Source organism: Legionella sainthelensi (assembly GCF_900637685.1).
Lineage (GTDB): Bacteria > Pseudomonadota > Gammaproteobacteria > Legionellales > Legionellaceae > Legionella > Legionella sainthelensi.
Genome location: NZ_LR134388.1, coordinates 3,114,010 through 3,140,494, shown reverse-complemented (window position 1 = coordinate 3,140,494; position 26,485 = coordinate 3,114,010). Strand labels below are relative to the sequence as shown.

Sequence of the window (26,485 nt, the reverse complement as noted above, 5' to 3'; positions counted from 1 at the left end):
CTGGCTGTCATGGTGCTGGTGGTCCTATTATGAAGGAACTGGATCAACCTCATAATGATTGGTGGGAGCCAAAACGAAAATTAAATTTTGGTGGGCATAAGCCAGATGCGGTATTGCAGGATATTTTAGAAACATTAGTTGCGCCGGAGCAATTATCCAAAAGCGTTTTACTTGGTCTTAATAAGTTGACTTTTAATGAGAAATTTCATCAAAAAAAGGGTTCTCTTTCCTTGCAAGAGCTGCTTCGCCCCTTATTTTGTCCAGTTGAACTTAATTTAATGTCCGATATTTATCCAAATGATGAAGTTCAATCCAAAGTGAGCATTCCCATTGAGTTTTTCATTGACTCAAGGTTTGTAGCTGATCAAAAAAATCAATCGATTATTATTTCAAGGGCTTTTTATGAGGAAGCATTGAATGTTTTAGGAAGTCATTTTCCTGAAACCTATTTGCAAGATGCAGATCATGCGTGGCTTACCCCTGTGAAGGCTAAATCAGATAAATTAGCAGTGGATAAACTAATTAACAATAAAATTATTGATACTAAATTCATGTTGGATGTTTTAGACATAGATAGAGCAAATCCAGTATTTTCACCGACACGATGTAGTCTTTTACGTTTGCTTCCAGCAACCCTATCTGTGAATTGGCACGATGAATTTATTAAAAACTTGAGTGAATCAAAAGAATGGGCTGCGAAAAAGCTGTTAAAAAATCGCACCTCTCCAGAACAAAATATTGAATTTTATCAACAAAAAGCCAGAAATTTTCTAAATCATTGTCAAGAAAAACTAAAAAACAGCAAAAATGTGGCAATGATGTATCGCTTGTTAGTTCAAAGACGAATGGAGGTGAGTACATCAGAAATTTCATTAAATCCGCTTGGGCAAATTTTAGAGCCTGGGTTTCGTGTTATTTTTCCGGAGAATCAAAGGATAATTGAGTCAAGTACATTAAAGCTAACGTCAGCATGTGAGGTAATAGAACAACAAGACAAAACATCATAATCTGAAGAAGAATTACCCAAAAAAACTGGCTTATATTACTTGGGTTCACATCGTGCATCATTTTTGAGTGATACAAATTGGTGCTTTTTGCAGCCTGGGTATTATCAATAAATCTAGGTTCTTACTCGAGAAAACCCAGGCTACGAAATAGTTACCTGTGCCAAGTGCTGCTGCGTTTGACTACGCGGCAATCGCCATGGTAACACTGTTTTTTATAAGACGAATGATGGCATGTATTACCTGCACAAGTGGTACTGTGAACATCCTTTGTCCACACAGCCCAACTGTTAGAGGCGAAAAAAACACCTACACTCAAGCCTATAATTATTTTTTTAAAATGAGTTAATATCATATAAATCTCCTTCGTCATACATTGGGGGATATGACTATATTTTTTTCATCATCTTCGATGAGTATAGGTGAGAACATCAGATTTTTCTTACTTTTATTCAAAATGCTCATTATTTTTTATAGTAAAAATATTAGATTTTGAATATCGGTTCAATTTTATTTAGATAACGTTCTTTTCTTCATACTTTCTTTTAATAGGGAAATGAAATCAATTACATCACTTTTGCTCTCTGTTGCTGATATTTTTTCTTTAATTTTTGATTGTTTTGAAATTTGTTGATCCAGCCATTTTTTTAATGCCTCTCGATATTCATTTAACGATATCCTCCCAAGACACCTCGTCGCCTGTTTTTTCATTAATACGTTGATAGCGAATTCTTGATTTGGTTTTTTTATCAAGCAGATGAAAATTAAGCTCATTTTTTTCTTCAGTTGAATATAAAGAAACAGGAATGGAAACAAGACCAAAAGAAATTTCTCCTTTCCAAATTGATTTAGACATTCTATTTAATCCTTAAATAAATTCATTTCTAAAATTTAACGCTTGAGATGTATTAAAAAGATTAGACCATTTATATCTTTTTGAATTTTATTCAAAGTGGAAATTTCTATTTTTTTTAATAAAATTAAAGATGAAATAATACATCATGGAGAGAGCGATGCGATTGGAGTCTTATCGAAATAAAAGAAATTTTAATAAAACTCCCGAACCCCAAGGCAATGTTTCTCAGGAAAATGAACTTTTATTTGTTATTCAGAAACATGCAGCGAGCCATCTTCATTATGATTTTCGTTTGGAATTGAATGGAATATTATTAAGTTGGGCTATACCCAAAGGGCCTTGCTTTGATCCTTCTGTAAAACGCTTAGCACTGCATGTGGAAGACCATCCAGTCGAGTATGGTCATTTTGAAGGAATAATTCCCAAAGGCCAATATGGTGCTGGTGTAGTGATGCTCTGGGATCAAGGTACTTGGAAAACCCTGGATGAAAATCCTGAAGAGGCCTATAAAGCGGGACATTTACGATTTGAATTAAATGCCAAAAAATTAAAGGGACGTTGGGACTTGCTTCGTGTTAATAAGGCGAATCAATGGTTTTTAATCAAATATAAAGATAAATTTGCTCAAAAGCTGGAAGATTATGATATTACCCTGGAGGTGCCCAATAGTGTCTTGACACATCAATCCATTGAAGAAATAAGTAAAAGGTTTCGTTTTTCTTGGACAAAAGAGGAGTTAATAGAGAGCCCCCTCAAAAGCAAAACCTAAAAAAAACATGATAATAAGTTTAGGAAACTATTAAATGGGTTACCAATAAGTCCTTTTCCTGAATTTATAAAACCGCAATTAGCAACTCTAGTCAATAAAGCGCCAGAAGGTCCAGATTGGTTGCATGAAATAAAATTTGATGGATATCGAATTATTGCTTTTATTCATGATAAGAAAATTCATTTAAAAACACGTAACAATAATGATTGGACCAACTATTTATTATCGATAGAACAAGCAATTAAAAAACTATCATTGCAGCGAGTCATTTTGGATGGAGAGCTTGTGTTGCTGGATAAACATGGATATTCAGATTTTCAACTGTTACAAAATACGATTAAAGTGAACGCAAATGCTCCTTATGTTTATTACATTTTCGACATTCTTTATTACGATCAATTTGATTTAAGATCTTTACCCTTATTAAAACGCAAGCAGATTTTAAAAGAATTATTAGCAGGGGGAAATAAAACGCTCCGTTAAAACGATCATATTGTAGGGAATGGAGGTTTTCTTTTTCAGCAATCGTGTGATTTATCTCTTGAAGGAATAATGTCCAAACGTATAGATAGTTTCTATTTATCCAAGCGAAGTAAAGCATGGTTGAAAGTAAAATGCCAACTCAGGCAGGAATTTATTGTTACAGGATATATTCCTGCCAGGGAAAAGCGCCATTATTTTCGATCTTTACTTTTAGGAGTTTATAACGACTATGGATCCTTAGAATATGTAGGAAAATTGGGGACAGGATTTACAGAGGATTCGCTGCAAAAAATTTTTACTCTTTTGCAAAAAGAATCTCTACCTAAATGTCCTTTTAATCAAGAGATTGGTGTTTCTCATGAAGTAATTTGGGTAGCACCTAGGTTGGTGGTTGAAGTGGCGTTTACTGAATGGACGAAAGAAGGTCATTTACGTCATCCAAGTTTTAAAGGATTACGTTTGGATAAAAGGCCTGATGAAGTAGTTAAGGAAAGAAAAAATACGCTTGATAACCATAGTGGTGAAGTGATAAAAATGAAGATGGATACGAAGAACGATTCATTTAAAATAACCCATCCTGATAAAGTGCTTTATCCTGAAGAGGGGATTACAAAAAGTGATTTGCTTAATTATTACGAAATTGTAGCGGATCACATCATGCCCTTTATTAAAGATAGAGTTTTATCATTAGTACGATGCTCTGAAAATCGAAATGATTGTTTTTTCCAACGCCATTATAATGAGTCCACAGCTAAAGCTTTAAAAGCAATTACTGTAGAAGCGAAATCAGGAACGAAAGAGCAATTTATTTATTTGAATACTAAAAATGGATTATATAGTTTGATACAAATGAATGTTTTAGAAATTCATTTGTGGGGAAGCTTAATTGCGAATGTAGAAAAACCAGATATGATTGTTATTGATTTAGACCCTGATCCCTCAGTTGCATGGAAGGCGATCGTTGCATCTGCTTTGGAAGTAAAAAAATATTTGCAAGAATTTAAATTAACTTCTTTTATCAAAACAACAGGTGGTAAAGGATTACATGTGGTTGTACCTATACAACCTGAATATAAATGGGATGAAGTAAAAAATTTTGCACACGTTTTTGTAACCTTTCTCGAAACAATAAATCCTGAATGTTACGTGAGTAAAATGGCTAAAGCGAAACGCAAAGGCAAAATTTTTATTGATTATTTGCGTAATCAACGCGGCGCAACCGCTATTAGTCCTTACTCAACAAGAGCACGTATCCATGCCCCTGTTGCTGTTCCTATTTCTTGGGATGAACTTACTAATGATAAGCGTGATTCTGAATTTACTTTAAAAACCTTGCCTAATCGCCTCAAATTCCTAAGAGAAGATCCCTGGGAGGATTATTGGAAAATAAAGCAATCTTTGCGACTCGATAAATTAAAATGAGTACGACTCTGGTGTTTGCAGTTTTATGTCTGAATTAAATAGTTCTCAAGCTAGATTACCCCATATCTTGCTTCGAGCATTGCTCAAGTAACGGAGAGTTTTAAATTTAAGGTATTTAAAAATACATTAAAAGGATAGACTTATTCTGCTAAACTGTAATCTGATTTTCTCTTTTAAAGTAACAAATATGGTCATTTATGAAGTCAATTTAGCAATTGATAAAGATGTCTTTGCAAAATTTCAAGTTTGGTTAAAAGAACATGTAAAAGAAATGCTTCAATTGCCTGGATTCATACAAGCAAGAATTTTAAAACCAGAATCTGAAGAAATAGTTGGGAGAAAAGAACTAACAGTCCAGTATCAATTGGAAAATAGAGACTCCTTAACTCTATATTTTACTGAGTTTGCAGCGAAAATGCGTGAAGAGGGGATTAGATTGTTTCAAGATAAGTTCTCTGCAGAAAGACGGATTTTCGAAGTTCAAGAAAATATTGAAAGGCAATAGACTTAATGCTAAACATCCTGTATTGATAATAAACCCAATTTATTGATATTAATTGGGATGAAACCGGTTATTACAGCTTCTAAGTTAAATGTTGCTTTCGAATCATCCATAATTCACCGGTAGCTGGCTGCTGATTTACGATTTTAAACCCCGCTTTCTGATACGCTTTAATTGCTGTGCTATTCGAGTTTTCTGGATCTGCAAAGACATGGGTATATGAGCTGGCATGTTCCTTGAAAAATTGATTAATAGCTTTGCTTCCGAGCCCTTTCTTTAAAAATTGTTTTTCTCCTATAAATACATCAAAAGCAGCGAGACTTGAGGGTAATCCCGTTAAAGGGATTGAGCGCGCAAAGTCATATGCATTATAAAATTGGATGTATCCGATAGGATTTTCATCTGCAAAAATAATATAAGCACTAATAGGTTTCTTTATGCCATTTTCAAACTTATATCCTTTAATGTAACTGCCATATTTTTCTTCAATTAAGTTATATGTCCATTGTATTTCTTGATCCCACCAAGCTTTCACGTGGGGTTCTTCTAACCATTTAAGAAGGAAAATCAAATCAGTTTCAGCAAGAGGTTTAAAAGTAATTCTCATTGGTTTTCTCTAATATTCTTTGCGACTAGTATCATTTAAAAGATACACTATACTTTTATTTCACTTATTTATATAAAAGCGAGATAAGAAATCCAGATGTCATTAAAGAGGAAATAGCATTCAAAAACAAATCTGTCACCTATTTTGATCGTTCAAGATATCTTATAGTTATTTAAAATGGGTCGCTTTGAGCGGATGTTAATATAAGAATCTATAAGTAAATGATACAATTCTAAAATATTTTTGATTATTGGTTTTTTTAATGATTGGTTTTTCTTCAAAAGAATGTCGCTTTTGCTTTAAACATCTGGATAAATCGCAACATCAATTTGTTTTGAAATGGATTCATCAACCTCATATTAATGAATGGCTTCATGGTGAGGGTTTAAGCAATACTATCAAAGACATAGAACAATTCTTAAATAATGGGAAACCATGGGCTACCCATTGGATAGCTTACGATAATGAAATTCCTTTTGCCTATTTGATTACTTCTGAAATTGAAAAATCAAAAGAGCATCCAGAGGGGGCAATTACTTTAGATTTATTTATTTGCAGTTTGGATTACCTTGGTAAAGGATTGTCAGTACAGATGATTCATGAATTCATCTTAAGTCAATTTTCTGATACGAAAATCGTGCTCATTGATCCTGAAATTTCTAATCAACGTGCGGTTCACGTGTATAAAAAAGCGGGTTTTGAAATTATTGGTGAATTTATAGCCTCATGGCATCCAGTCCCACACTATAAAATGCAATTATGTATTGATAAACTAAAAATTAAAAATTTTTAGCTTAGATGAAATTTTGAATTTAAATGGTATTATTAATTGAAATCTTAGAGACGGTTGACAGACCCTAAATAAGTAGTTGCTTTAAAATATCTAAGTAAATGATACCCTTGGTGTTCTTGCAATAATAGATATAACAATTATTCATTTGCATCTCAAAACTACTGTTTAATTCTCAATTATAGTCTTCTTTGAAACAGTATAATGTACGTTTTTCCTTAATCGAGTAGAACTAAAATGGGTACAAAACTCTCTACGCTCAAATTAATTTAATTTTATGAAATCTTCTTACCGAGGGAGAAGCTTCATTCTGGGTAAAAATGAAATGAAAGATCTTGATGAAAGCCAAAAAAATTAAATGACTATTTAGCAGGTTATATTGCGGGTTATCAGTTTTCGTGCCCTCATCGGCCATTAGAGGAGCGGAATAGATACTTAAATATCCTTCCGATTTTGATCGAAAAAATGATTTTCACATCTGCCCAAAATGGGAGCAAACGGATTTAAACCTCTAGAAAAAGTATCAGACTAGTACGTTATGATACGTTAGATGTCCCACGAAATGGGTGTTGTTGCTAAAATTAGCAAAGGAAACCGAAATGTTTAAAAGAGTTTTTTATGACAAAGCAAGATAAATGGTCTCAAAATGTTGCTCAAAAGAGCCATGCCTCAGATTTAGAAAAAGGTGTGTTTGCTTGGAAAGATCCAAAAAATATTGCTGAATCTTTAATCCACTCTCCAGAAAAAAGTACTCGTAGGAAAGGTTCAATTTATCAATCTGCTATGTCTATGCTTAATTTTTACATTAATCGAGCTGGAAAAAAACTAGCTCAGGAACAAAAAGCTATTTTAAATCAGGCAAAAGATGAATTAAGAAAACTAAAAGAAACGAAAAATTTATAAGTATCTTTACTCATTCACTGGATAGTAAAAAATAGGGGTGTTCAGATTATTTGGGGACAGAATCATCACTATAACAAATTCTGGTGTCATTTAAATTGATTTAGTAATTTAATATCAAGTGCGGAAAGTTTGTTTTTATTGTTGCAAGTATATAAACATATAAAAAAAGGAGACTCTGATGCCATATAAACAAATCAATGAACTACCTAATAGCGTTAAGGATAACCTACCGAAACATGCACAAGAAATTTATAAGGAAGCATATAATAATGCTTGGGATCAGTATGATGAGCCGAAAAAAAGACAGGGAGATCGTGACAGAGAAGAGACTGCTCATGCAGTTGCCTGGAGCGCAGTAAAAAAAGAATATGAAAAAAACTTAGAAGGAGATTGGGTAAAAAATAACTGATGTAGAAGGGGGTGTAAAAATTTATAAACTGAATTTGACCTGACAGACACTTGTTGAAAAACGGGTACCTGTCAGATCGGTTTTGAACTACTAAAAAATATTATGGTGCTGTTGTTCATTTGAACTTCTTTTCAATGTGTTTTAAACGAATGCCATTATCTTCGATATTAATAAGAGCCTGTTTATAAAGTTGTCCCAAGGCACTTTTAAAATTTTTTTTGCTCTCAGCAAATATCTGCTGAATTTCTGCTGGAGGGCTTTTGTCATGTAAAGCTAAAAAACCCCCGGATTGTTCAAGCTTCAATATAATACGTTGCGCTAATTCATTAATACTATTTTGTCCTATTTGTCTTAAAGCAACATCAATTTTGCCATCTTCACGTACTTTTTTGATGTATCCTTTTATTTTTTTGCCATAGATTAGTGTTTGAAAAATATCATCCGTATGGATCAGTCCCCAGTGACTGTTGTTGATAATTACTTTTCGCCCTAACGGAGTACTATCCGCAATGAGTAGACTAACTTCCTCACCTGGCTTAAAGTGAGCGTCTGTCTTATCTAAAAAATAATCGATTTTTGAACTTGCAATAATGCGTCCTTGATTATCTTGCTTTAAATAGACAAGATAAGATTTTCCCTTTTCCATAGGGCGGTGTTGTTCTGGTTTGGGTACCAATAAATCTTTGTCTAATCCCCAATCAAGAAAAGCTCCTACAGGATTTACATCAATCACTTTTAAAAAAGCACAGCTACCTAATCTGGCATGAGGGCGCGCTGTTGTTGCTATAATTTTGTCCTCTGAATCAAAGTAAACAAATACATCCAGCACATCACCAACCAATGCGTTTTTAGGTACAGATTTATTGGGTAATAAAATTTCTCCCCACTCTCCTCCTTGAAGATACACCCCAAAAGGAACCTCACGTACCATTTTTAATTTATTAAATTGCCCAACTTTTATCATCACCCAAGCTCGCTTTGCTTCTATGAGTCAAGCTTAACACAGAAAAAAATAATGTGTTTATTATTTATTAATGTTGTCTCAAAATCACGGCATATCGAGTTAGTTATCTTCAATGCCAGAAACGATTTTCAGCCTAGCAGTTAACATTTACTATAGAACCCAATCTTGTGATGAATAAGGAAGCAAAATATAAACCAGGGAGTTATAGGTACATGTTTACTTCATTTATCTTGATTGCACATAAAATAATTAACATTTAAGTGAGGTAAAAGCTGATTCGATAAAAAAGGCTCCTCTACATTCCAAAAAAGAATTGATGTTCCTAAGTACTCTTTTGAAAAAAAATAGAAATCATAAAAATTGTAAAAATTACCTGTTTTTGGATTTTTATAAGTATAATCAGGTTCTTGGACTGCTATGGCTGTTACTATTTTACCATTATATTTATGAAAAAAAGGATAGCTATTGTTCATTTGCGACTCTTTATAGGGTACAACGTCTGGACCACCCAAGCCTATGTGGTGCTTCATGGCAAATGCAAATAACCTACTCATATAAAGATGATCATCATTCCATTCTTCTGGAAAAAAATTGACGTATTGGATAACCTTGCTTTTTTTAAAAGATTTTTTTAGGTAATGAATATTATTAATGACTGAGTAAAAATATTTATCAGATGTGAAATCCTTAGGCATATGGTTAGGGTCAAAATCAGCGGATGTTTCTGGTAAGTTGATACCGTAAACTCGCCCATCAAATTGAGACGCTAATTTTCGTATTAATAATTGAAAACGTTTTCTTACGGCAGAGTCCCATGTTCGTGCAACCCATCCTGTGGTAATAGGTTTTCCCTCTCCTGGAAAATCATACTGCATTTCCACTCCACCATGATATATACTCTCTTTGCGGATATAGTCAGGAACATTAAAGACGTCCGGAGTAAAGGAGCGATCTTGTATTTGGATAAAAAGCTTTTTATGTTCTTTATCAAGAAACTTTAAATCTTTTTCAATTTTTGAAAAATCATAAAAACCCTTTTTCGGTTCTAACTGTTTCCAAGAATAAATTATTTGTATTCCATTTATGCAATTATTTTTGAGTATATGTCTATATGAGCTTGCCTCGTTCCTTCCAACAAATAAAAATAATTGCGGCAAACTACCTTGTGCTAAAATAGTGCTGCTAGAAAATGATAAAAGCCAAACAAGTAATATCTTTTTCTTTTTCATCAAATTGAACTTTTTTAAGTCAAAGTTGCAATATTTTATCCTTCAAGGATACGATCGATCAAAGCTTTATTTTGTGCATACTCACCTGTGACAGTACTTTTTGAAAGGATAACTTATCAATTAACTAAGACTAAGAATAGAAATCCAATAAGAAAAATCATTCATATAGAACAAATCCTTAGTTTATACCCACTTGATAGCAGGACGCTCTTTGGGGTTGTTCCGCAAATCTTTGTCACTATTATATTCTTTAGGAATCGAGAAAAATGAGTGATTGTTTGTGAGTATTTTGAACATATCCTTATTTTCACTACTACAAGTGTCAGTTTCTGCAGGCAATAACTCCAGAATCGTCCTTAGGCTTTCAGGGCGATTTTTAGCAAGATGGCGTACTGTTTCACAATCCTTATTTTGAACCATCACTGCCTCTAGACGTTGATTTTCTGGCAATAACGCAAGAATGGTTTTTAAGCTTTCAGGATTCTTGGCAGCATCATGAAGTACTGTTTCACCATACTTATTTTGAACCATTACTGCCTCTAGACGTTGATTTTGTGGCAATAATTCAAGAATGGTTTTTAAGCTTTCAGCATTCGTAGCTGCAAGATGAAGTGCTGTAGCGCCATAGTTGTCTTGAATCATCACTGCCTTTAAGTGTTGGTTGTCTGGCAATAGCGCGAAAATGGTTTTTAGGCTGCCAGGCCGACTTATAGCCATATGAAGTGCTGTTTTACCCTCTTTGTCTTGAACCCTCTCAGCCTCTAAGCGTTGATTTACTGGTAATAATTCGAGAGCTGCCTTTAGACTTTCTGGATGATCAGCAGCCAGATGAAGTGCTGTACTGCCAAAGTTGGTTTGAATCATTATTGCTTCTAAACGCTTATTTTCTGGATATAATTCTAGAATGGTCTTTAGATTTTCAGGATTCTTAGCAGCCAAATGAAGTGCTGTACAGCTATAGTTGTCTTGAATCATCATCGCCTCTAAGCGCTTATTTTCTGGATATAATTCGAGAATGATCTTTAGGCTTTCAGGATTATCAGCAGCCAGATGAAGTGCTGTTTTACCGCCCTTACTTTTAACCAGAAACGCTTCTAGATAGTGATTTTCTGGCAATAATCCTAGAATGGTCTTTAGGATTTCAGGATTCTTGGCAGCTTCATGAAGTACGGTTTTACCTTCTTTATTTTGAACCAGTACCGCTTTGAGACGTTGATTTTCTGACAATAATTCGAGAATGGGTTTTAGTTTTTCAGAATGATCCACAGCCCAATGAAGTGCTGTGTCGCTATATTTGTTTTGAACCAGCATTACCTGTAGACGCTGATTTTCTGACAATAATTCGAGAATGGATTTTAGGCTTTGAGGCTTATGGGTAGCATGATGAAGTGCTGTATTGCCTTTATTATTTTGAACCATCACCGCTTCTAGACGTTGATGTTCAGGTAAGGATCCTAGAATCGTCTTTAGGCTTTCAGGATTATATTCAGCAAGATGAAGTACTGTATCGCCGTCTTTGTTTGTAACCATCACTGCCTCTAAACGATGAGTTGCTGGCAATAATCCGAGAATGGTCTTTAGGCTTTCAGGATTCTCGGCAGCCAGATGAAGTGATGTTTTATCATCCTTATTTTGAACCATCACTGCCTCTAGACGTTGATTTTCTGGCAATAACGCAAGAATGGTTTTTAAGCTTTCAGGATTCTTGGCAGCATTATGAAGTACTGTTTTACCCTCTTGATTTTTAACCAGCAATGCCCTTAGACGTTGATTTTCTGGATATAATTCGAGAATAGTTTTTAGGCTTTCAAAATTATGGTTAGCAAGATGGAGTACTGTGTCGCCGCCTTTGTTTTTAATCATCACCGCCTCTATACGTTGATGTTCAGGCAAGGATCCTAGAATGGTCTTTAGGCTTTCAGGATATTTGGTAGCCAGATGAAGTGCTGTTGTAAAGCCATTGTAATAGCTATCATTGTTTTGAATAATCAACGCGTCTAGACGTTGATTTTCAGGCAATAATCCTAGAATGGCCTTTAAGCTTTCAGGGTTCCTGTCAGCCTGATGAAGTACTGTATCGCCATTGTAATTTTTCACCATCACCGCCTCTGGGCGTTGATTTTCAGGCAATAATCCGATAATGGTCCTTAAGCTTTCGGGACTCATGGCAGCATTATGAAGTGCTGTATCGCCTTTATTATTTTTCACCATCACCGCCTCTAGACGTTGATTTTCTGGATATAATTCGAGAATAGTCTTAAGGCTTTCAGGAGTATAAGCCGCTTCATGAAACGCCGTATAGCCATAGTTGTCTTGAATCATCACTGCCTCTAAGCGTTTATTTTCCGGATATAGTGCTAGAATAGTCTTTAAGCTTTCAGAGTTATTAACTGCAAGATGAATTAGGGTTTCGCCCTTTTGGTTTTTTTGTCTTATTGTCACCCCTTTTTGTGACAAGATTTTTTGTGCGATACCCCAATGTCCGTTGATTAATGCGGCCATCAGGGGAGTATTTTCCTCGGGGTTACTGACCCCATTGACTTTAGCACCGTGTTCCAAGAGTACATCAAAAATGTCCTCATATCCTTTCTCAGCAGCCCAAAATAAAGCGGTTTTCATGTGGGCATCCAAGGTTTCAAGACAAGCACCGTGTTCCAGCAAATCGTTCACCATGGCTAAGTCTTTGTTTTTAACTACGATGATAAGCGGTGTATTTTCATCATTGTCTTTAATGTCCAGTTGCGCCTGCGCTGCAATCAATTGTTGGGCAATATCGCGTCCCACTTCGCTTTTATCTTTGTAGAGCACTTTTTCCAGGGCACGGATTAAAGCGGTATTGCCGTCTTTATCTTGGATGTTTACATTAATGCCCCGTGCCATGAGGGTGCTGATGCTCTTCTTGTCGGCGTTTAAGGTGGCAAGATGCAAGGCGCTTTGCCCCTTTTTGTTCCTCGCATGAATCGCAGCACCTTGTTCCAGAGCGTCAAAATCAATGATTCCCTGGTCTAATTGGTGCAGATAATCCCGGTTAGTCGCTAACAGCGCGTCAAAGGCTTCTTGGTGATGAGAGGCGTACTCACCTAATAACTGAAGTAACTCATCGTTTCTGGTAGAGAGGACAAAAGCAAGGACTTGTTGCAAGGCTTCGGTGTTTTGCAATGCTTCCTGGGTGCTGAATAATTCTTGGAAAAAGCGCTTCGTCTCTTCTGCAATCATGGCTTGCAATTGGGAAGAGGCTACCTTGCCATAGAAAAGGTAAGGCATGGTCGCACAGGCAAGGGGAAGCTGCGATTTAGAATCGCAGTACCCTGCATAATCCTGGAATTGTTCTTTGACAGCTGGATAATCTTTGCAGGCCACTTGGCGCGTGATGCCACTTTGTGCACCTGTATTCACCTGGGTGATGTGATGCTTCTGACACAGAGTGTGGCCCAGCAAACGAAACATATCCACCACCTGAGCTATTTTTTCTTTTTTCACTGCAGACTCAATTGAATCCAAACACAACCCACCCTGTTGCCCTTTCCATACCCAGGATTGCGCCAAAATGGCATCATCCAGCGATGGGTTTTGCGCCTCACCTTGGCATAAAACATAAAATCCACCATTAGGAGAGGCAATGCCATGAATCACACACTCACTGCCCACACCGCCAAGATACTGGCAGCACTGCGTTATTCTTCCAAGACAGGCTGCAAGTGCGGCTCCCTTATCACTGGTCGTATCGAGTTTTTTAATATAAATCCCAGGATAGCCAATCTCTTTCCCATCAATAACTAAATCAGGAATCGTCTTATCCGCATTATCGCGTGGGAGTGAATAAAAATGCTCTCTATTTTGTGGGCTGATGCCGTTTTGGATTAAAATGTTTTGAGCTGCACTGCTTTCTTGTTGGTACGTGGCATAAAAGGCTTCCAGAACAATCATGTCAACATGCGCTAAAGATAATCGTCCCTGGCAAAGGGAGACCAAGTAGTTTTGAAGGTTGAACATATACTGACTGAGTGCTTGCAGCTTTTCCTGACGTGCCATCCTTTCAGCTGGGTTGGTCAAGGGCTTTTTCTTCAGTTGCTTGTATTGTTTTGATACCGTAGAGAGTTCCTTTTTGACCTCTTGAATTTTATCCCTAACTTTTGCATCGAACTTTTGGCCTTCTTGTTTCGTTGTTTTTTTACCCATTTTCCCCATGACCTCAATAGCTTCTGCATGAGGCAAAAGAGCGCGAAAACGGGGGTTGGCAAGGTACAGATTGGCCAGTTTCAGCCATTGGGCCATCGCACAAGTATCGGCTTTGGGAAGCTCAAATAAGCAGGCATCATGAACCAGGTAGTTGTAGGAATTCTGGTCTTTAAATTGGATTAAATAATGTAATACCGCTTTTTCATCCTTAAAAATCGTAGCTAATTTCAATGCATGGTCTTCAGCCACCCCATTGCGTTCCACAATAAGGGCTAATTGACATAAAGGAAGCACTTTTTGATAACAGTCATGGTTTTGCACCTGATGCGGTGGAAGAAGAGGGGGCGGCAGGGGAGTTGCTTCTAAAAAGTCCCCTAATCCCCATTGATGTAACGTGACTTTCATTAAATAGGCGCCTTCATCACCATAATCATGGTGAATGCGCTCGATAAGCTCATTGGCTTTGTCGCTAAAAATGAGTGATTTTTGTTTTAATCCCTGGATAATTTGAAGCTCTTGTAGAATATCCAGCATGGGCAACGTTGGCATATCTTCTTTCTCTCGGGCTGGATAATGCGATGTGACTAAACCAGTCCTGTTAGTGACCGCATCAGGGTTAACAAATTGAAATCAGTATCACAAAACCAAAGAATGGTTCAGTGTATTTGAATGTGCTCTAATTTTAATCTGATTGATTATTTGATGTAACTGTTAGAAATTAACAGGTTTTATTATTTAAAAGGCATTGCCTATTATTTTTCAAACCATATTTTTGCACTCAGGTGAATCCACATTCATTTTAAACCAATGCAAAACAAGGACTTATTCGAATTTTCATCCATAGGTTTATGGCGGTATGCTGCCAAAAAGTTGGGATGGAGAATTATTCGGTTCTAACTTTTGTGAACGCGAACAAGCAAATTAAATTGAAGTCTTGGTTGTAAGCAACGAGACTACTTAATTCTTGCTGTATCTCGTTGATATCTAGAGGCCATAGCTCGATTGGAGCTATGGCTTGAATCAAGAATTATCGAGGAGTTATTCTTTTTATGAATCCATCATCGCTGGTAACATGTGGAATAGGATTAGCTGATTTTTTCTCAGCAAATAATGAAAGATCAGAGAGTGAAGCAGTTTTTTCTAATTTGGGCTTTTTGTAGGGTGCATTTTTTTCTGTTTGTATTAGCTCTCTTTTTATAGTCGCTCTATCCAATGGAGCTACGGCCGCTTCAGCCTGCTGTTGGTCTTTAAGCGCACATTCCACTTGCTGCTTTTGGGACTCAGTTAACTCGGCTCCATCAGCTATTAAACGCGCCGCTAATAAATTATGTTTACGGAGAAGAGCTATCATCAACGGTGTAGCGATCTCCCAGTAATCAAATTTTAGCACTACGGGCTCGTTAAGCAACTGTTTGATATCTTGAGCTGTAAATCCAGCGGCTCTTAAGCATTGATGTAATCTTAAGTACACTCTACAATCGCCTCTAATGACGCGAGAAAGAATCGCATTCCCATCAGCACGAACAGCATCACGAAATTGTTTTTTCGTAGCCTCATCACTAAAACAACCAGCCTCAGTTAATTTATTTAAGAGCAAAATTATCTTTTCTGGGTGATACATATCCGATAACAGATTTTGTGCATATCGTGTTTTTGCAAATACAGCTTGTATGAATTGTTTAGAGTAGGGAGATTCTGCAGAAAAACAATCGGCAGCCGCTAAATGCTCCATTACTACAGGAAATAATTGCCATCGAGAGTTCGCTGCAAAAGCGTTTCCTTGGTGATATTTTCCTATTTTTGCCTCGCTAAATAAGACCTTAGTAAGATTTTGTTTATTGAGCTCTGCAAATGGCCCTTCTAAGTACTTTATCTTCATTAATTGATGTAAGATTTGTGATTTGTTGTACAAATAAAATAACGAGGACATTTGATTTTCATTGGCTGCAAATACTGCATTTACAAATGCTTGTTGATTCTTGCTTCCTGGCAAACCTTCAAAACAACCAGCATGGGTCAACATATCTAATAGAAGAGAAATGCACTCTCCGTTATTATTATGACATGCATTAAATAATGCATTTTCACCATTAAGATTGGGTAAAAAAATAGCATCGATTAATTTTTGTTTGTTTTCAGGATGCGTATAACAATTTGTTTTTTTTAAATAATCATTAACTTGTTTGAGCGATGTATAGTCATGCGCAGCAATGTGTAAAGGGCTTTTTCCTATGAAATTGGTGCTTACTAATGCATCAATAAATGCCTGTTGGTTGTGCTCTGTATTGAAACAATCCGCCTTTTCTAAGGCAATCAAAATTTGTTGGAGTGCATCAGGGTTCCACATTGCTTCACCTAATACACTGCTACTGTATTCACCAATCTTAAATATTGCGCAAATAAGAGATTTCTTGTTAGTTGTAGCGGAAGGAGCAGTAAAGAAGCCTGCTTGTGCAAGTGCATCCAAATGAATTTTTATATTACCACTCGCAGCGCTATTTTGGGTAGTTAGCGCACGATATAATCCATTTTCACCTCGTTCATTAGAGATAAGAAGATCATTAACTAATTTTTGCTCTTGTTCCGTAGCATTAAGCTCTGAACTATTTAATTCAGTTCCACTTAATGTACTATTAACTAAATAAGCTAATATTTTCATAAATCCCATATATATTCTCCTGAAAATTAAATAACCTCATATTTCGGTTGCGCAGGATGTGAAAATTAGATCACAAATGCAAATACGTTTTTTATATAAGATATAAATTATTTTGATATGGCTGTATTTATGAACCCTAAAAGCAAGCGTAGATGTGCCTTTGTGTTTAAAGGCAGCATCTACGCTTGCTATAATTTCCTATTTATATTACTTATCAAAAAATTAGATGAGGTATTATAAATTGTGACCAACTGAAACAATTTGTGTTTTTCAATTTAATAAATGTATAAGGCGAGATAAATGTTAGAAAAAAAAGAAAGTTGGCCCATTGAATCCAGGTTAATTAATATGGTGCGAGGTAAATTCATCGATGCTTTTAAGCCGCGCGCAGTAAATCCTTCCGATTTCAATGCAAATATCGCTTGTTTAAAAAAGTTGGCTCAAGCTTACTATGCTATGTCTACAGTGATGTTACCTTATGTAGAAAAGCAACCAGATACTGAACCTGGGCTTATAAATGCATTTTTTAAGGATAGCTCTAAAGAAAAATCGTTAAAGAAGCGAAGAATTGTGGAGACTGCAAAAAGACAAATGATGGAAGAGGTAGATCCTGTAATTATGGCAGAAATGGCAAAAGAACCAAGAATCATTGGTCTCAATTACTATGAGACTGGCCAATTTTATCAAATTACTTTCTCAGATAATTATAAGCTGTGTTTGTACAATCTTGAGCCTGACACTTTAGCTCAAGCTAAAGAGATTTTCCTTGACAAAATGGAAAGGTTAACCGTTGCAAACTCCAATCCACTCCTGTTGAATTAATAAGTGATGCGCTGTTGCGATGAACTAGGTATCTTGAGAAAACCATTTGCATCTATGTGTGGAAAAACTATTTTGTATATTACTGGAAAGAAGAAAATACCATATTTCATTACCTTTGGTTATTGATGTTACAAACACATAGAATCCATTGAATTTCCTAAACACGCATAGGCGCATCCCTGAGCCTTTTGGCGAAATGTTTTTGGTGGACGCTTTTTGCATTGTTCATTTTTTCGTCGATATTTTTTAATAAATTCCAAGGAATTAATAAATCCTTAATAAATATGATCAATAATTGAATAAAATTGATTAATTATTGATACTCTATGGCTATTAGTAAACATGAAGTCGAGCAATTAGCTCACATTCTTAACGAGTCTGTTAATGAAAAAGCAAGGCACAACAATAGGATGTCTGAAGAATTAATGAGAGATCTTAGTGAAGACCCTGATTATGAAATGCCTGAAGTTGATAAGAAAAAAACGGAAGTTTACAGGCATGGATTGTGTTGCGAGGCCTGTGATGCCGTGAAAGATTCTTTAAAAAAGAATGGGGTATCAATTGAATCGTTACATAAAATACGACCAAACCCGGAGCATTTTTATTTAGCAGACGAACATTCTGATTTGATTATAGATCCAACGTATAAACAATTTTTTTATAGATTGCTGATAGATACGAATACTGGTGAACTCAAAGAAAATGTAACGCAAGATCAGGTATCGATTATTGATAAAACGTTCTCCTTATTTATCGGTTCTCTCCTAGAGTTGAAATTACAAATCTCTGAAACTCTAACCAAAATTGGAAAAGAATCAGAAGAAAATGATGTGTTAAAAATATGGAATATTCCTGTTGAAAAGAAATTAACGGTCGAAGAAAGAAAATTGCGCGATGAGCAAAATACTCAAGACATCATGGAACCTAAAGATTCAATTTTTGAAAAGGTATCCTTAGATATTTTATTGGGTGATGAGACAGAATTAGAAAACGCAGGTTATAAACCAAAATAACTATAGCGCTTATTTTTTAGTATGGATTTAAATTTTATATCTTACTCGCGTTGATGAGAGTCAATATACAAGCACGCACTTGAGTTGCCAGTGCGGCTGCTTATTTAAAAACTCATATTAATTTCTTTTATCTCACTATTATCATTACATGTGTCTGTGTTCATAGACGGACAGCCCCAAATTATAAATTATTTTCAAGCATTCAAATTTTATTGAGCTGATTAAGATTCATCCCGGGATCATGATTCCATAGGGCCATAATTGCTAAATATTTATTAGTGACACCGAGTTTTTTATTGGCGTTTTGTAAATGAAAATTCACCGTACGTTTACTGATTTTTAATAATTGGGCGATCATTTCCAAACGAAATCCCTCAGCAGTTAACCTCAAGCATTCCTGTTCTCGTTTTGTGAGAGGCACTACGCCTATATTTTTTTCATTCAACAGCAGCCTTAAAAAATGAAAATAGGCGTGTAAGATGCCAATCCACGCATCTACATGATTTTCCCAATTTGTTAAACCCTGTTCATTAATTCGCTGATGTAAAACCAAAATGACAAACTCACCTTTGGGGCCATGTAAAGGAATGCATAATCCCTTATCAAGACCAAAAAAAAGAGACTCTTCTTTAAACCGTCGCATTCTTTTATTTTTAGCCAAACGAAATTGTTCTTTCACATCCCAAAAAATAGGTAATAATGATTGCTCTGTGGACTCAAGAGTACGATCAATGTCAGCATAACCCTCTTGTAGATAGTATTTATGCCATGCATCAAGAGGGGGCGTTGCCCACTCGTACACTAATTTGCTTCCTGTTTTGGTGTGTTGGTTATAATAAGTAAAAGCAAAACTTTTGATACTGATACTCCAAAAATAATTTTTTAATAGAGTATTCAACTCATCTATTGACTTTACTTCTGCCATTCGTTTTTTTATGCTTTGCATCATTTATCCTCAATTACATCCCAACTCCTAACTTTATAAAGTCAGAGTCATTGAAAATTTTTTTTGATACATTGAAATAAATAATGATCAAATAGTTAAAAAACCTCTATTAAATTCACTTGAATTTTATATTTTTTACAGAGCCTTTTTGTGCTTGCTCATTTGAATTGATTCTCTACGTAACAACTTAAATGAGATTGGCTATTGATGACTTAAATAGCCAATCTTTAAAATAAATTATTTATACTGCATTACTGCAAATTTCCATAAAAAGCAGTTAAGTTAACTGAATTCGCAGTAACCCCTTTTATTAAAATATGATAATTTCCGGCTGCAGGTTTTTTAATATTAAAATATTCATTGCCGGCCAATAGTACTCTGCTTAAAGTCCCATCTTCATAACGAACATACAATTGAGCACTATTTTTCGCATTATTTTGATTGTCTGTTACTTGAATGGAAAGAAGGTCATAACCAAAAGGATATTTATTCAGTACGGGTACTTTAATGAGATATCGGTGTTCATCACCCGCAGCTAATTTAATGTTATTAACAATGGTCCCATTGGATATTTCAATTTCACTATCGGTTGCTGGGTCATCCACATTACAATTAGCGTCCACGCCTACTGAGCGAAAACTGGCAAGAACGTCATTCACCTCATACCCAAGATCAGCAGCTGCCTTAGCAACCCCACAGGCTGCACTGTTAAAAGTGGTTTCGGGTTGCCAATACATTTGATTCGCAAATAAGAAGCTGCCAAATGCCTTCCTTATATCCCAACTGGGCGTTGTAGACAAAGTATAAAAGGCTTTATTAAATACTCCGGATGTATGATGTACATCCATGGAGTCATTGTAATTTTTAGCATTGTCTATAGACATACCATCAAGAGTAGGATTCTTAAAATAACGCATTGCAACTTGATTCTTCATGATAGTAGCTCCTCCTAACCAATCATTTTCTTTTCCTAATTGTAAATTCAAATAATTCTCAGCTGTTTCTCCTGCCATATCCGAGAATGCCTCATTGATTCCCCCGGATTGACCTTTGTATAGAAGTCCGGAATTAAACTCAGTGACCCCGTGACTTACCTCATGAGCCATGACATCTATGGCAGTAAAAGGATATGTATTAGCCCCCCCATCTCCAAAAGTCATTTGTTGGCCATTCCAGAAAGCTCCTTCATAGTTTGTCCCAAAATGTACCCGTACCTGGAATTTGGATTTAAGTGGATTAAGGGAAAACCATTTTCGATACATATCAAGAACTATGCTCGCAAAATAATGGGCATCATTAATGGGGGAATATGCGCCATTTACCGCTTTTCCATTATTTACTGGTCGGTCAGTACTACGGAGAGGACAGGCAAATTTATAAATAGTTCCCCCTGTGATCTGATTATTCATGTCATAGGTGTCTACATCTTGATTGGTCATTTGACAGGTATCCGAGACATTCAGGAAGCCATAGTCACGCCCATAATAATAAGCTCCTGTCTTCTGGTTCCCTCCTGGTCCTTCTGCATCTCGTGTTGTAAGGCCATTCCACGAGGATATAATCTCTCCTGTCTGTGCATTAACCATATAGTAGGGCCTTTGAACGTTATAGCTTTCTACATTAAAGGAAACTAAATAAACTAATTCTGCTTTGTTGTTCTCATTAATACGTACATAAAGCTGGGCTTTCTCATTTTTAATAACGTCATTTTCTATCAGTGATGCATTTTTCTTTGCGATTTTTAAAACTTCCTTGGAGTTTAAACTGGGTATTGTATTGGTAATGTCTTTCTCAATATCGATCATCATTTGCCCATACCACGCGTTTTCCACGCCACTTAGTTCAGAACTCGTTAAAATTGCATTAAATACCGGAATTTCTTTGTAATATAAACTGTATTTTTTTTTAGTAACGCCATTGGGTAAGGTGACTTGGTTGGATAATACAAATTGATAATCACTATTTTTACCGACCAGCGCTTTATTATTTTGTGTTAAATAATGGTACATGTTGTTCCCGTCAATAAAAACTTTGGATGCAGCTTGGGCTGTTATTGAAAATATGAAAGCACTCGACAAAAAAGAATATAATTTTAATTTATTCATCACGTTCCTTATGTAATTTGGGTTTGAGGACAAAATGCCCATAAAAAATAATAATTTATTACCTAAAACGGGGAAAACCTGATATTTATTACAGGTTTTAGACTTTATAACTGAATGAAATGCATTTTTTATTAGATTGAGCATCTAGTTTGAAGAAGATGCTGACGGAATGATTATAATCCCTGATTCCGATTTATCCAGGTCTTAATGATTTATTATTGCCCTGTATGTTCAAATAATATACTATTTATGTAGGCATCCATGCAAGGGGCTTTATAATGAAATGGATTATTTTATTAGGAAATATGATTCTGATGACGGGATGTTGTTCAATTAAATACACACCACCATATACACCGGCAATTGCATACACGTCGGCAGTTACCTATAAACCAGTAGTTACCTACAAACCAGTAGTTACCTACAAACCAGTGGTTACATTCAAGGCAGTTGCTGTTACACCTGTTGTTACGACTGTGGTTACACCTGTTGTTACGCCCGTAGTAGTTTATCCTTACCCTTTGACCGCACCTACTGGAACAGCCATTAACTTTTAATGAATTAAAAATTGTAGCTGGGTGAAGGTGAAAACCGACACCCAAGCAGATCGCTTGATGAGAAGTTAATAACGTGCTAATTAATTGATAATTCATTAATTTTATATGAATTAGGGATCACGTTAAAAATGTTTATAGTGTGCAAGTTGATCCTGCTTTGTGATAACTTAGTCAATTGATCAGTTGTTATCAGGTGATAAAAAAAGACAAACTGAGACATCTCTTTTTTGCTATTGGTAAGATGTTAGTTTTGTGATCAAAATGAAATGATTATGGTTCGACACACATGTTTTGCTTGTCCGATTGGTGATTCCTTTTATCAACTCCCCAAATTCAGTGACCAAAATTACATCTTCTTTTCAAAGTTTCGCAATTACCAATCTGAGGTAAAGCGAATTAGTCAAATTGGGATAAACTTATTGACCCTATTTTGAGCCATACAATAAAGGCAATCAACTCGATACTTGAGCTAACTCTATATAATAAACACATTTTGCTGTATAATTTAAAGTCTAAATGTATTTGTTTATGCCATTTGAGTTCTAATGCCTTCTTCCAAAAAACTGCAACAATTGGCTATATTATTTGAAAAAGAAGGCGATTTACCATCCCATCATCAAGACTTATGTGAATTGATAGATATATTGAATGGAAACGATCAAAAGCAGTTAGACACGATTATAAACACTCTGCAAAAATACAAAAAAGCACATCCTCACTGTACAACCTTGCTTAGCTTTATGACGCAATATCGCAAAGTGGTCGCCGAAGCCAATATCTATAATGATACTCTGAGCAGGTAAGAGACAATCTAGCGCTACTACAGAAAAAAATTAATGCGCCTATCCAACAAGTCAGCATAAGTAGTTATTTTAAAATCCTAGAACTGGCAGGGCACCATATTTCTATGTATGAGGGTCAAGATGATCAGATTCATAAAGCTTGTCTAAAATTGCATGCATTTATGGTTCAAACTAATACACAACTTAAGCATTTTGAAACATTTTTTTCATTAGAACAGCAGTCTAAAGAAGTTCTTGATAAGCTAGATCTTGAATTCCAACACGAGATTAAGGGTACTCTTCAAAGCGGTGATATCTTACAGCCCTCGAATGAGAAAGAAGAAAAAATAATACCGGGTTTGCATGACAATGAAAGTATTGGGGACAAAATCTATTTTTGGTTTAAAAATAAACTAACTAAACATGCACAAAGCGCTCTGATGGTATTTGATAAGGATGACGATAATGCGATGCATTACTCTCATGTGGTCGACTCCTATCAACATAACAGAGTAGAGTTGCATCATTTTTTATACTCCGATGTTTATCGTGTTAAAAAAGAACTCTTTAAAGACAAACGTATCCGAAATCCTGAAAAAAACGAGGATGCATTAAACGAATATAGAAACATTCATGAAAATTTGTATGCACTTTCTAAAGAACAATATAGTGCCCAACAAGTTCGTCTTGAAAATAATACCTTGCGAAAAATACTCTCAGGTCTTGTAAATCTGCTCTATCGTGTTTTTTCTTTCATCGGAAATTGGGTAGCAAGAGACACCAGTCCAGATGACGCTATTCGCTCCGTATTAACGGCTCCTCCGCCCACACATTTTAGCAGCCAAACCCCACCTCCTAAGCCTACAAAAATGTTTTGCTCCGAATTTGTGGCTAATACCCTGAACATCGCAGCTTCACAGTCCTTTGCTCTCTTTGATGAGTGGAAGATAAAGCGCCGTGCTCATTATGTCCCTCCCGAGGCATTAGCTGAGCATTTGGAAAAAGAAGATTCAGTTGAACACGTTACACAGGAAAAGCTCAATATACCATTAACGCGTATGTTCTATTAGGCCTTACATAACGTATAACAAGATTGGCGAATGAACCCAATGCGCAAACGGCGAGTGTGGTTTTAATGTGTTCCAACCAGAGGGAATACATCATTCAGATCACAAGCCGAATATGAATAATACCGTGGTAAAAACCAGCCTAGTTTTTGGATAAGTGCTTTTATTTTGCCAGGTGCAAATTGATTCTTGTCAATCGAGAAGACTAACTCATGCTGCTCAGTTTCTGAGAGATAGGCGAGCTTGATTTTGGCCTCTTGTATACCGAAATGCAGCATGATCGCCTCAAGTAATTTTATTGAGCTGGCGGGGAGGATCTGCGCCGGAACGTCGCTGATGAGGATATCAGTGCTCTCGCGAATAATAGAGGCGTGTGGTTTATTTGTTTTGAATGGATGATCCTCGGGTTCTGCGAACGTCCGATAGAGATGAAAACCTAAAACGTCACCGTAACTGAGATCAATCGCTTGTTTTGCGTTGCGTGCCTCTATGGCTATGCCAACCCCTTCATTGATTAAAAATATATCTATGAGCTCAGGAATGGTATAGCTTGGAATGCTGTTATCCTTAGAGATGGTTTCGCGAAGCTCAAGATTATAGTAGGTGAGACCCGCGGGGTTGAAGATGATCTCAGGTTCACCACTAGTGAACACTGCGTAGGGTAGGCACGTTATGAGACGTTGATACCAAGCAGCTTGTCTGTTGGTATTAGTGATCTCAAACAGTGCTCTTAGCTCTTGAGTGGCTGAAACGGAAGTAGCTTTGTTTTTGGGTGTATCCATCGAATATATTTTCATTTAAAAAAAGTATTGTATCAAAATAACACAATTAATTACATTAACTTACCCCAAAACATATATTTTAATTTGATTGTGAAAAAAGAGTTAAAAACCTTCACTTTTATTGAATGAACTTAACATTTTCGTTCTGGCTCATAAGGAGGCCTGGTTAAAGTGGCAGGGGGCAGATTATGAATTTGGGCTGAATATTCGGGAAAACCTTGTGTCAGGCTTAAATCAAAGACCTGAAGAAATCGATTCTTGAGAACGTTTTGGTCATTGGGAAGGGGGTACTATTGAATTCAAAGGAAACAAACGCCAAGTTATAACAACACTTGCTGGACACAAATCTAGAATGGTCCTATTGCAAGCGCCTAAAGGCGTCATGGAAATGATACGTATGAAACTCTAAGGATTAAAAAAATGATTGTCGCAGCTGGAGTTAAAATTTGCTCCACAGAAAATTTCATAACATCTTGATTTTATTGGTCGGAGTGACAAGAATCGAACTTGCGACCCCTGCCTCCCGAAGGCAGTGCTCTACCAGGCTGAGCTACACTCCGTGTTGGAGAAGATGAAATTCTTCTGTCTTGATAAACCTTCTAAGTTAATGTTCGAAACTAGTAACTTCTTAGTAATGCAAATTGTGCGAGCTCGATAAGCGCATTTTTATATTTGGAGTCAGGCAGTAATGCTAAGCTGGAAATGGCGGTATTGACTTCCTTGGCTGCAATTTCTTTAGTGTATTCTATAGCCTTAGTTTCTTCCAACGCTTCAAGAATTTCGGGTAAAAAGTCGAGTGTACCGTGTTTTAGACTTTCTTCAATGTGCTGTTTTTGTATTTCTGTTCCATGTTGTAGAGCATAGATTAAAGGTAAGGTTGCTTTTCCATCCGCAAGATCATCTCCTATATTTTTACCAATCGTTTTTGCGTCAGAGCAATAATCCAGCGCATCATCTATGAGTTGGAATGCATTTCCTAGATGTAACCCATAAGCATAAAGAGCATCTTGCATTTCCTTAGAAGAGTTGCTAATTATTGGACCTATGCATGCAGCAGCTGCAAATAATAAGGCTGTTTTAGCACGAATTACATCAAAGTATTCCTCAAAAGTTAATGCAGGATTATGACGATTCGTCAATTGTTTTACTTCACCACAACTAATTTCAAGTGCTGTTCTGGAGAAAAGCTTAAGTACCTCAGCGTTATTTATATCAACCATCAATTCAATGGATTGAGTAAAAAGATAATCGCCGACTAAAATACTGGCTTTGCTTCCCCAGATATTGTTTGCCGTTTGACGTCCTCTTCTCAATGTCGATTCATCAATAACATCATCATGCAATAAAGTTGCGGTATGAAAAAACTCTACCATTGCCGCCAGGTCAATATGTTCTTGGCCTTGATAGCCGCAGGCATTGCTTGTTAAAAGAACTAACAATGGACGTAATCTTTTCCCACCACTCTCAATCATATGGTGGGACATTTTATCAATTAGGCCAATTTGTGATTCAATTTTATTAATAATTAAATTATTAACGGCATTAAAATCGTCATTAATTAGCGCGCGTATACTGTCAATCGCCATTGTTTGTCCTCTACGACTCAATCAATAAATGCTAAAGTTGAGCATAAGA

23 protein-coding genes, 1 tRNA gene and 1 pseudogene are annotated in these 26,485 nt (G+C 36.1%); 14 read left to right on the top strand and 11 right to left on the bottom strand.

From position 1 onward, the window contains the following. The first annotated feature begins 29 nt into the window (after positions 1–29). Entirely contained in the window at positions 30–1,007 is a 978-nt protein-coding gene (locus tag EL220_RS19215) for a hypothetical protein (RefSeq protein WP_232002472.1), read from the top strand. A 661-nt stretch (positions 1,008–1,668) separates the two neighbouring features. Here the strand turns inward: EL220_RS19215 and EL220_RS19210 are convergent. Further along, entirely contained in the window at positions 1,669–1,860 is a 192-nt protein-coding gene (locus EL220_RS19210; protein WP_027269687.1) for a Ku protein, read from the bottom strand. A gap of 157 nt (positions 1,861–2,017) precedes the next feature. On the opposite strand from EL220_RS19210, the gene EL220_RS18340 reads away from it, so the two are divergent. The 4 genes from EL220_RS18340 (at position 2,018) to EL220_RS13795 (ending at position 5,039) form a co-directional block, all read left to right on the top strand. After that, positions 2,018–2,629, top strand: a complete 612-nt coding sequence (locus tag EL220_RS18340) for a DNA polymerase ligase N-terminal domain-containing protein (RefSeq protein ID WP_169735553.1) — start codon at positions 2,018–2,020, stop codon at positions 2,627–2,629. 120 nt (positions 2,630–2,749) lie between these two features. Continuing rightward, complete coding sequence (locus EL220_RS19205) at positions 2,750–3,112, top strand: ATP-dependent DNA ligase (RefSeq protein WP_232002471.1); 363 nt, start codon at positions 2,750–2,752, stop codon at positions 3,110–3,112. A gap of 9 nt (positions 3,113–3,121) precedes the next feature. Beyond that, on the top strand, positions 3,122–4,534 hold the full coding sequence (gene ligD, locus EL220_RS13800; RefSeq protein ID WP_261975394.1) for a DNA ligase D: 1,413 nt from the start codon (positions 3,122–3,124) through the stop codon (positions 4,532–4,534). Between the two features lie 187 nt (positions 4,535–4,721). Then, a complete protein-coding gene (locus EL220_RS13795) occupies positions 4,722–5,039 on the top strand; it encodes a DUF4286 family protein (protein WP_027269688.1) in 318 nt (105 codons plus the stop codon). Positions 5,040–5,118: 79 nt separating this feature from the next. Here the strand turns inward: EL220_RS13795 and EL220_RS13790 are convergent, their stop codons facing one another. Then, entirely contained in the window at positions 5,119–5,643 is a 525-nt protein-coding gene (locus EL220_RS13790) for a GNAT family N-acetyltransferase (protein ID WP_027269689.1), read from the bottom strand. Between the two features lie 262 nt (positions 5,644–5,905). Here EL220_RS13790 and EL220_RS13785 point away from each other — a divergent pair, with 262 nt between their 5' ends. From EL220_RS13785 to EL220_RS13775, 3 genes are all read left to right on the top strand, one after another. Beyond that, a complete protein-coding gene (locus tag EL220_RS13785; RefSeq protein WP_027269690.1) occupies positions 5,906–6,436 on the top strand; it encodes a GNAT family N-acetyltransferase in 531 nt (176 codons plus the stop codon). Positions 6,437–7,051: 615 nt separating this feature from the next. Then, entirely contained in the window at positions 7,052–7,336 is a 285-nt protein-coding gene (locus EL220_RS13780) for a DUF3175 domain-containing protein (RefSeq protein WP_027269691.1), read from the top strand. Positions 7,337–7,514: 178 nt separating this feature from the next. After that, a complete protein-coding gene (locus EL220_RS13775) occupies positions 7,515–7,745 on the top strand; it encodes a ChaB family protein (protein ID WP_128130920.1) in 231 nt (76 codons plus the stop codon). 115 nt (positions 7,746–7,860) lie between these two features. Here EL220_RS13775 and EL220_RS13770 read toward each other — a convergent pair whose 3' ends face one another. The 4 genes from EL220_RS13770 to EL220_RS13755 form a co-directional block, all read right to left on the bottom strand. Then, positions 7,861–8,709, bottom strand: coding sequence for a CvfB family protein (locus tag EL220_RS13770; RefSeq protein WP_027269693.1), 849 nt, complete (start codon positions 8,707–8,709; stop codon positions 7,861–7,863). Between the two features lie 221 nt (positions 8,710–8,930). Beyond that, on the bottom strand, positions 8,931–9,938 hold the full coding sequence (locus EL220_RS13765) for a hypothetical protein (RefSeq protein ID WP_027269694.1): 1,008 nt from the start codon (positions 9,936–9,938) through the stop codon (positions 8,931–8,933). Positions 9,939–10,121: 183 nt separating this feature from the next. Next, a complete protein-coding gene (locus tag EL220_RS13760; RefSeq protein WP_128130919.1) occupies positions 10,122–14,666 on the bottom strand; it encodes an ankyrin repeat domain-containing protein in 4,545 nt (1,514 codons plus the stop codon). A 478-nt stretch (positions 14,667–15,144) separates the two neighbouring features. Beyond that, positions 15,145–16,785 (bottom strand): hypothetical protein, encoded by a 1,641-nt coding sequence (locus tag EL220_RS13755; RefSeq protein WP_027272065.1) that lies wholly within the window; start codon positions 16,783–16,785, stop codon positions 15,145–15,147. A 291-nt stretch (positions 16,786–17,076) separates the two neighbouring features. On the opposite strand from EL220_RS13755, the gene EL220_RS13750 reads away from it, so the two are divergent. Together EL220_RS13750 and EL220_RS13745 are read left to right on the top strand one after the other, a co-directional pair. Then, positions 17,077–17,598 (top strand): hypothetical protein, encoded by a 522-nt coding sequence (locus EL220_RS13750; protein ID WP_027272064.1) that lies wholly within the window; start codon positions 17,077–17,079, stop codon positions 17,596–17,598. Positions 17,599–17,924: 326 nt separating this feature from the next. Continuing rightward, positions 17,925–18,611: a hypothetical protein gene (locus EL220_RS13745; RefSeq protein ID WP_027272063.1), complete on the top strand. Its 687-nt coding sequence runs from the start codon at positions 17,925–17,927 to the stop codon at positions 18,609–18,611. A gap of 202 nt (positions 18,612–18,813) precedes the next feature. Here the strand turns inward: EL220_RS13745 and EL220_RS13740 are convergent, their stop codons facing one another. Beyond that, positions 18,814–19,560, bottom strand: coding sequence for a helix-turn-helix transcriptional regulator (locus EL220_RS13740; protein WP_027272062.1), 747 nt, complete (start codon positions 19,558–19,560; stop codon positions 18,814–18,816). Positions 19,561–19,808: 248 nt separating this feature from the next. Continuing rightward, positions 19,809–21,662, bottom strand: a complete 1,854-nt coding sequence (locus EL220_RS13735; protein WP_027272061.1) for a M4 family metallopeptidase — start codon at positions 21,660–21,662, stop codon at positions 19,809–19,811. A gap of 314 nt (positions 21,663–21,976) precedes the next feature. Here EL220_RS13735 and EL220_RS13730 point away from each other — a divergent pair, with 314 nt between their 5' ends. The 3 genes from EL220_RS13730 (at position 21,977) to EL220_RS13720 (ending at position 24,071) form a co-directional block, all read left to right on the top strand. Further along, positions 21,977–22,219: a hypothetical protein gene (locus tag EL220_RS13730; protein ID WP_232002469.1), complete on the top strand. Its 243-nt coding sequence runs from the start codon at positions 21,977–21,979 to the stop codon at positions 22,217–22,219. A 545-nt stretch (positions 22,220–22,764) separates the two neighbouring features. Further along, positions 22,765–23,022: a hypothetical protein gene (locus tag EL220_RS13725; RefSeq protein WP_027272059.1), complete on the top strand. Its 258-nt coding sequence runs from the start codon at positions 22,765–22,767 to the stop codon at positions 23,020–23,022. Positions 23,023–23,126: 104 nt separating this feature from the next. After that, complete coding sequence (locus EL220_RS13720) at positions 23,127–24,071, top strand: SWI/SNF complex subunit SWI3 (protein WP_027272058.1); 945 nt, start codon at positions 23,127–23,129, stop codon at positions 24,069–24,071. 62 nt (positions 24,072–24,133) lie between these two features. Here EL220_RS13720 and EL220_RS13715 read toward each other — a convergent pair whose 3' ends face one another. Then, on the bottom strand, positions 24,134–24,850 hold the full coding sequence (locus tag EL220_RS13715; RefSeq protein ID WP_027272057.1) for a hypothetical protein: 717 nt from the start codon (positions 24,848–24,850) through the stop codon (positions 24,134–24,136). A 229-nt stretch (positions 24,851–25,079) separates the two neighbouring features. On the opposite strand from EL220_RS13715, the pseudogene EL220_RS19895 reads away from it, so the two are divergent. Beyond that, positions 25,080–25,253 (top strand): annotated as a pseudogene (locus EL220_RS19895) (IS30 family transposase); the annotation flags it as partial. 80 nt (positions 25,254–25,333) lie between these two features. Here the strand turns inward: EL220_RS19895 and EL220_RS13705 are convergent. Next, positions 25,334–25,410, bottom strand: a tRNA-Pro gene (locus EL220_RS13705). A 57-nt stretch (positions 25,411–25,467) separates the two neighbouring features. After that, positions 25,468–26,436: a polyprenyl synthetase family protein gene (locus EL220_RS13700; protein WP_027272056.1), complete on the bottom strand. Its 969-nt coding sequence runs from the start codon at positions 26,434–26,436 to the stop codon at positions 25,468–25,470. Positions 26,437–26,485 lie beyond the last annotated feature (49 nt).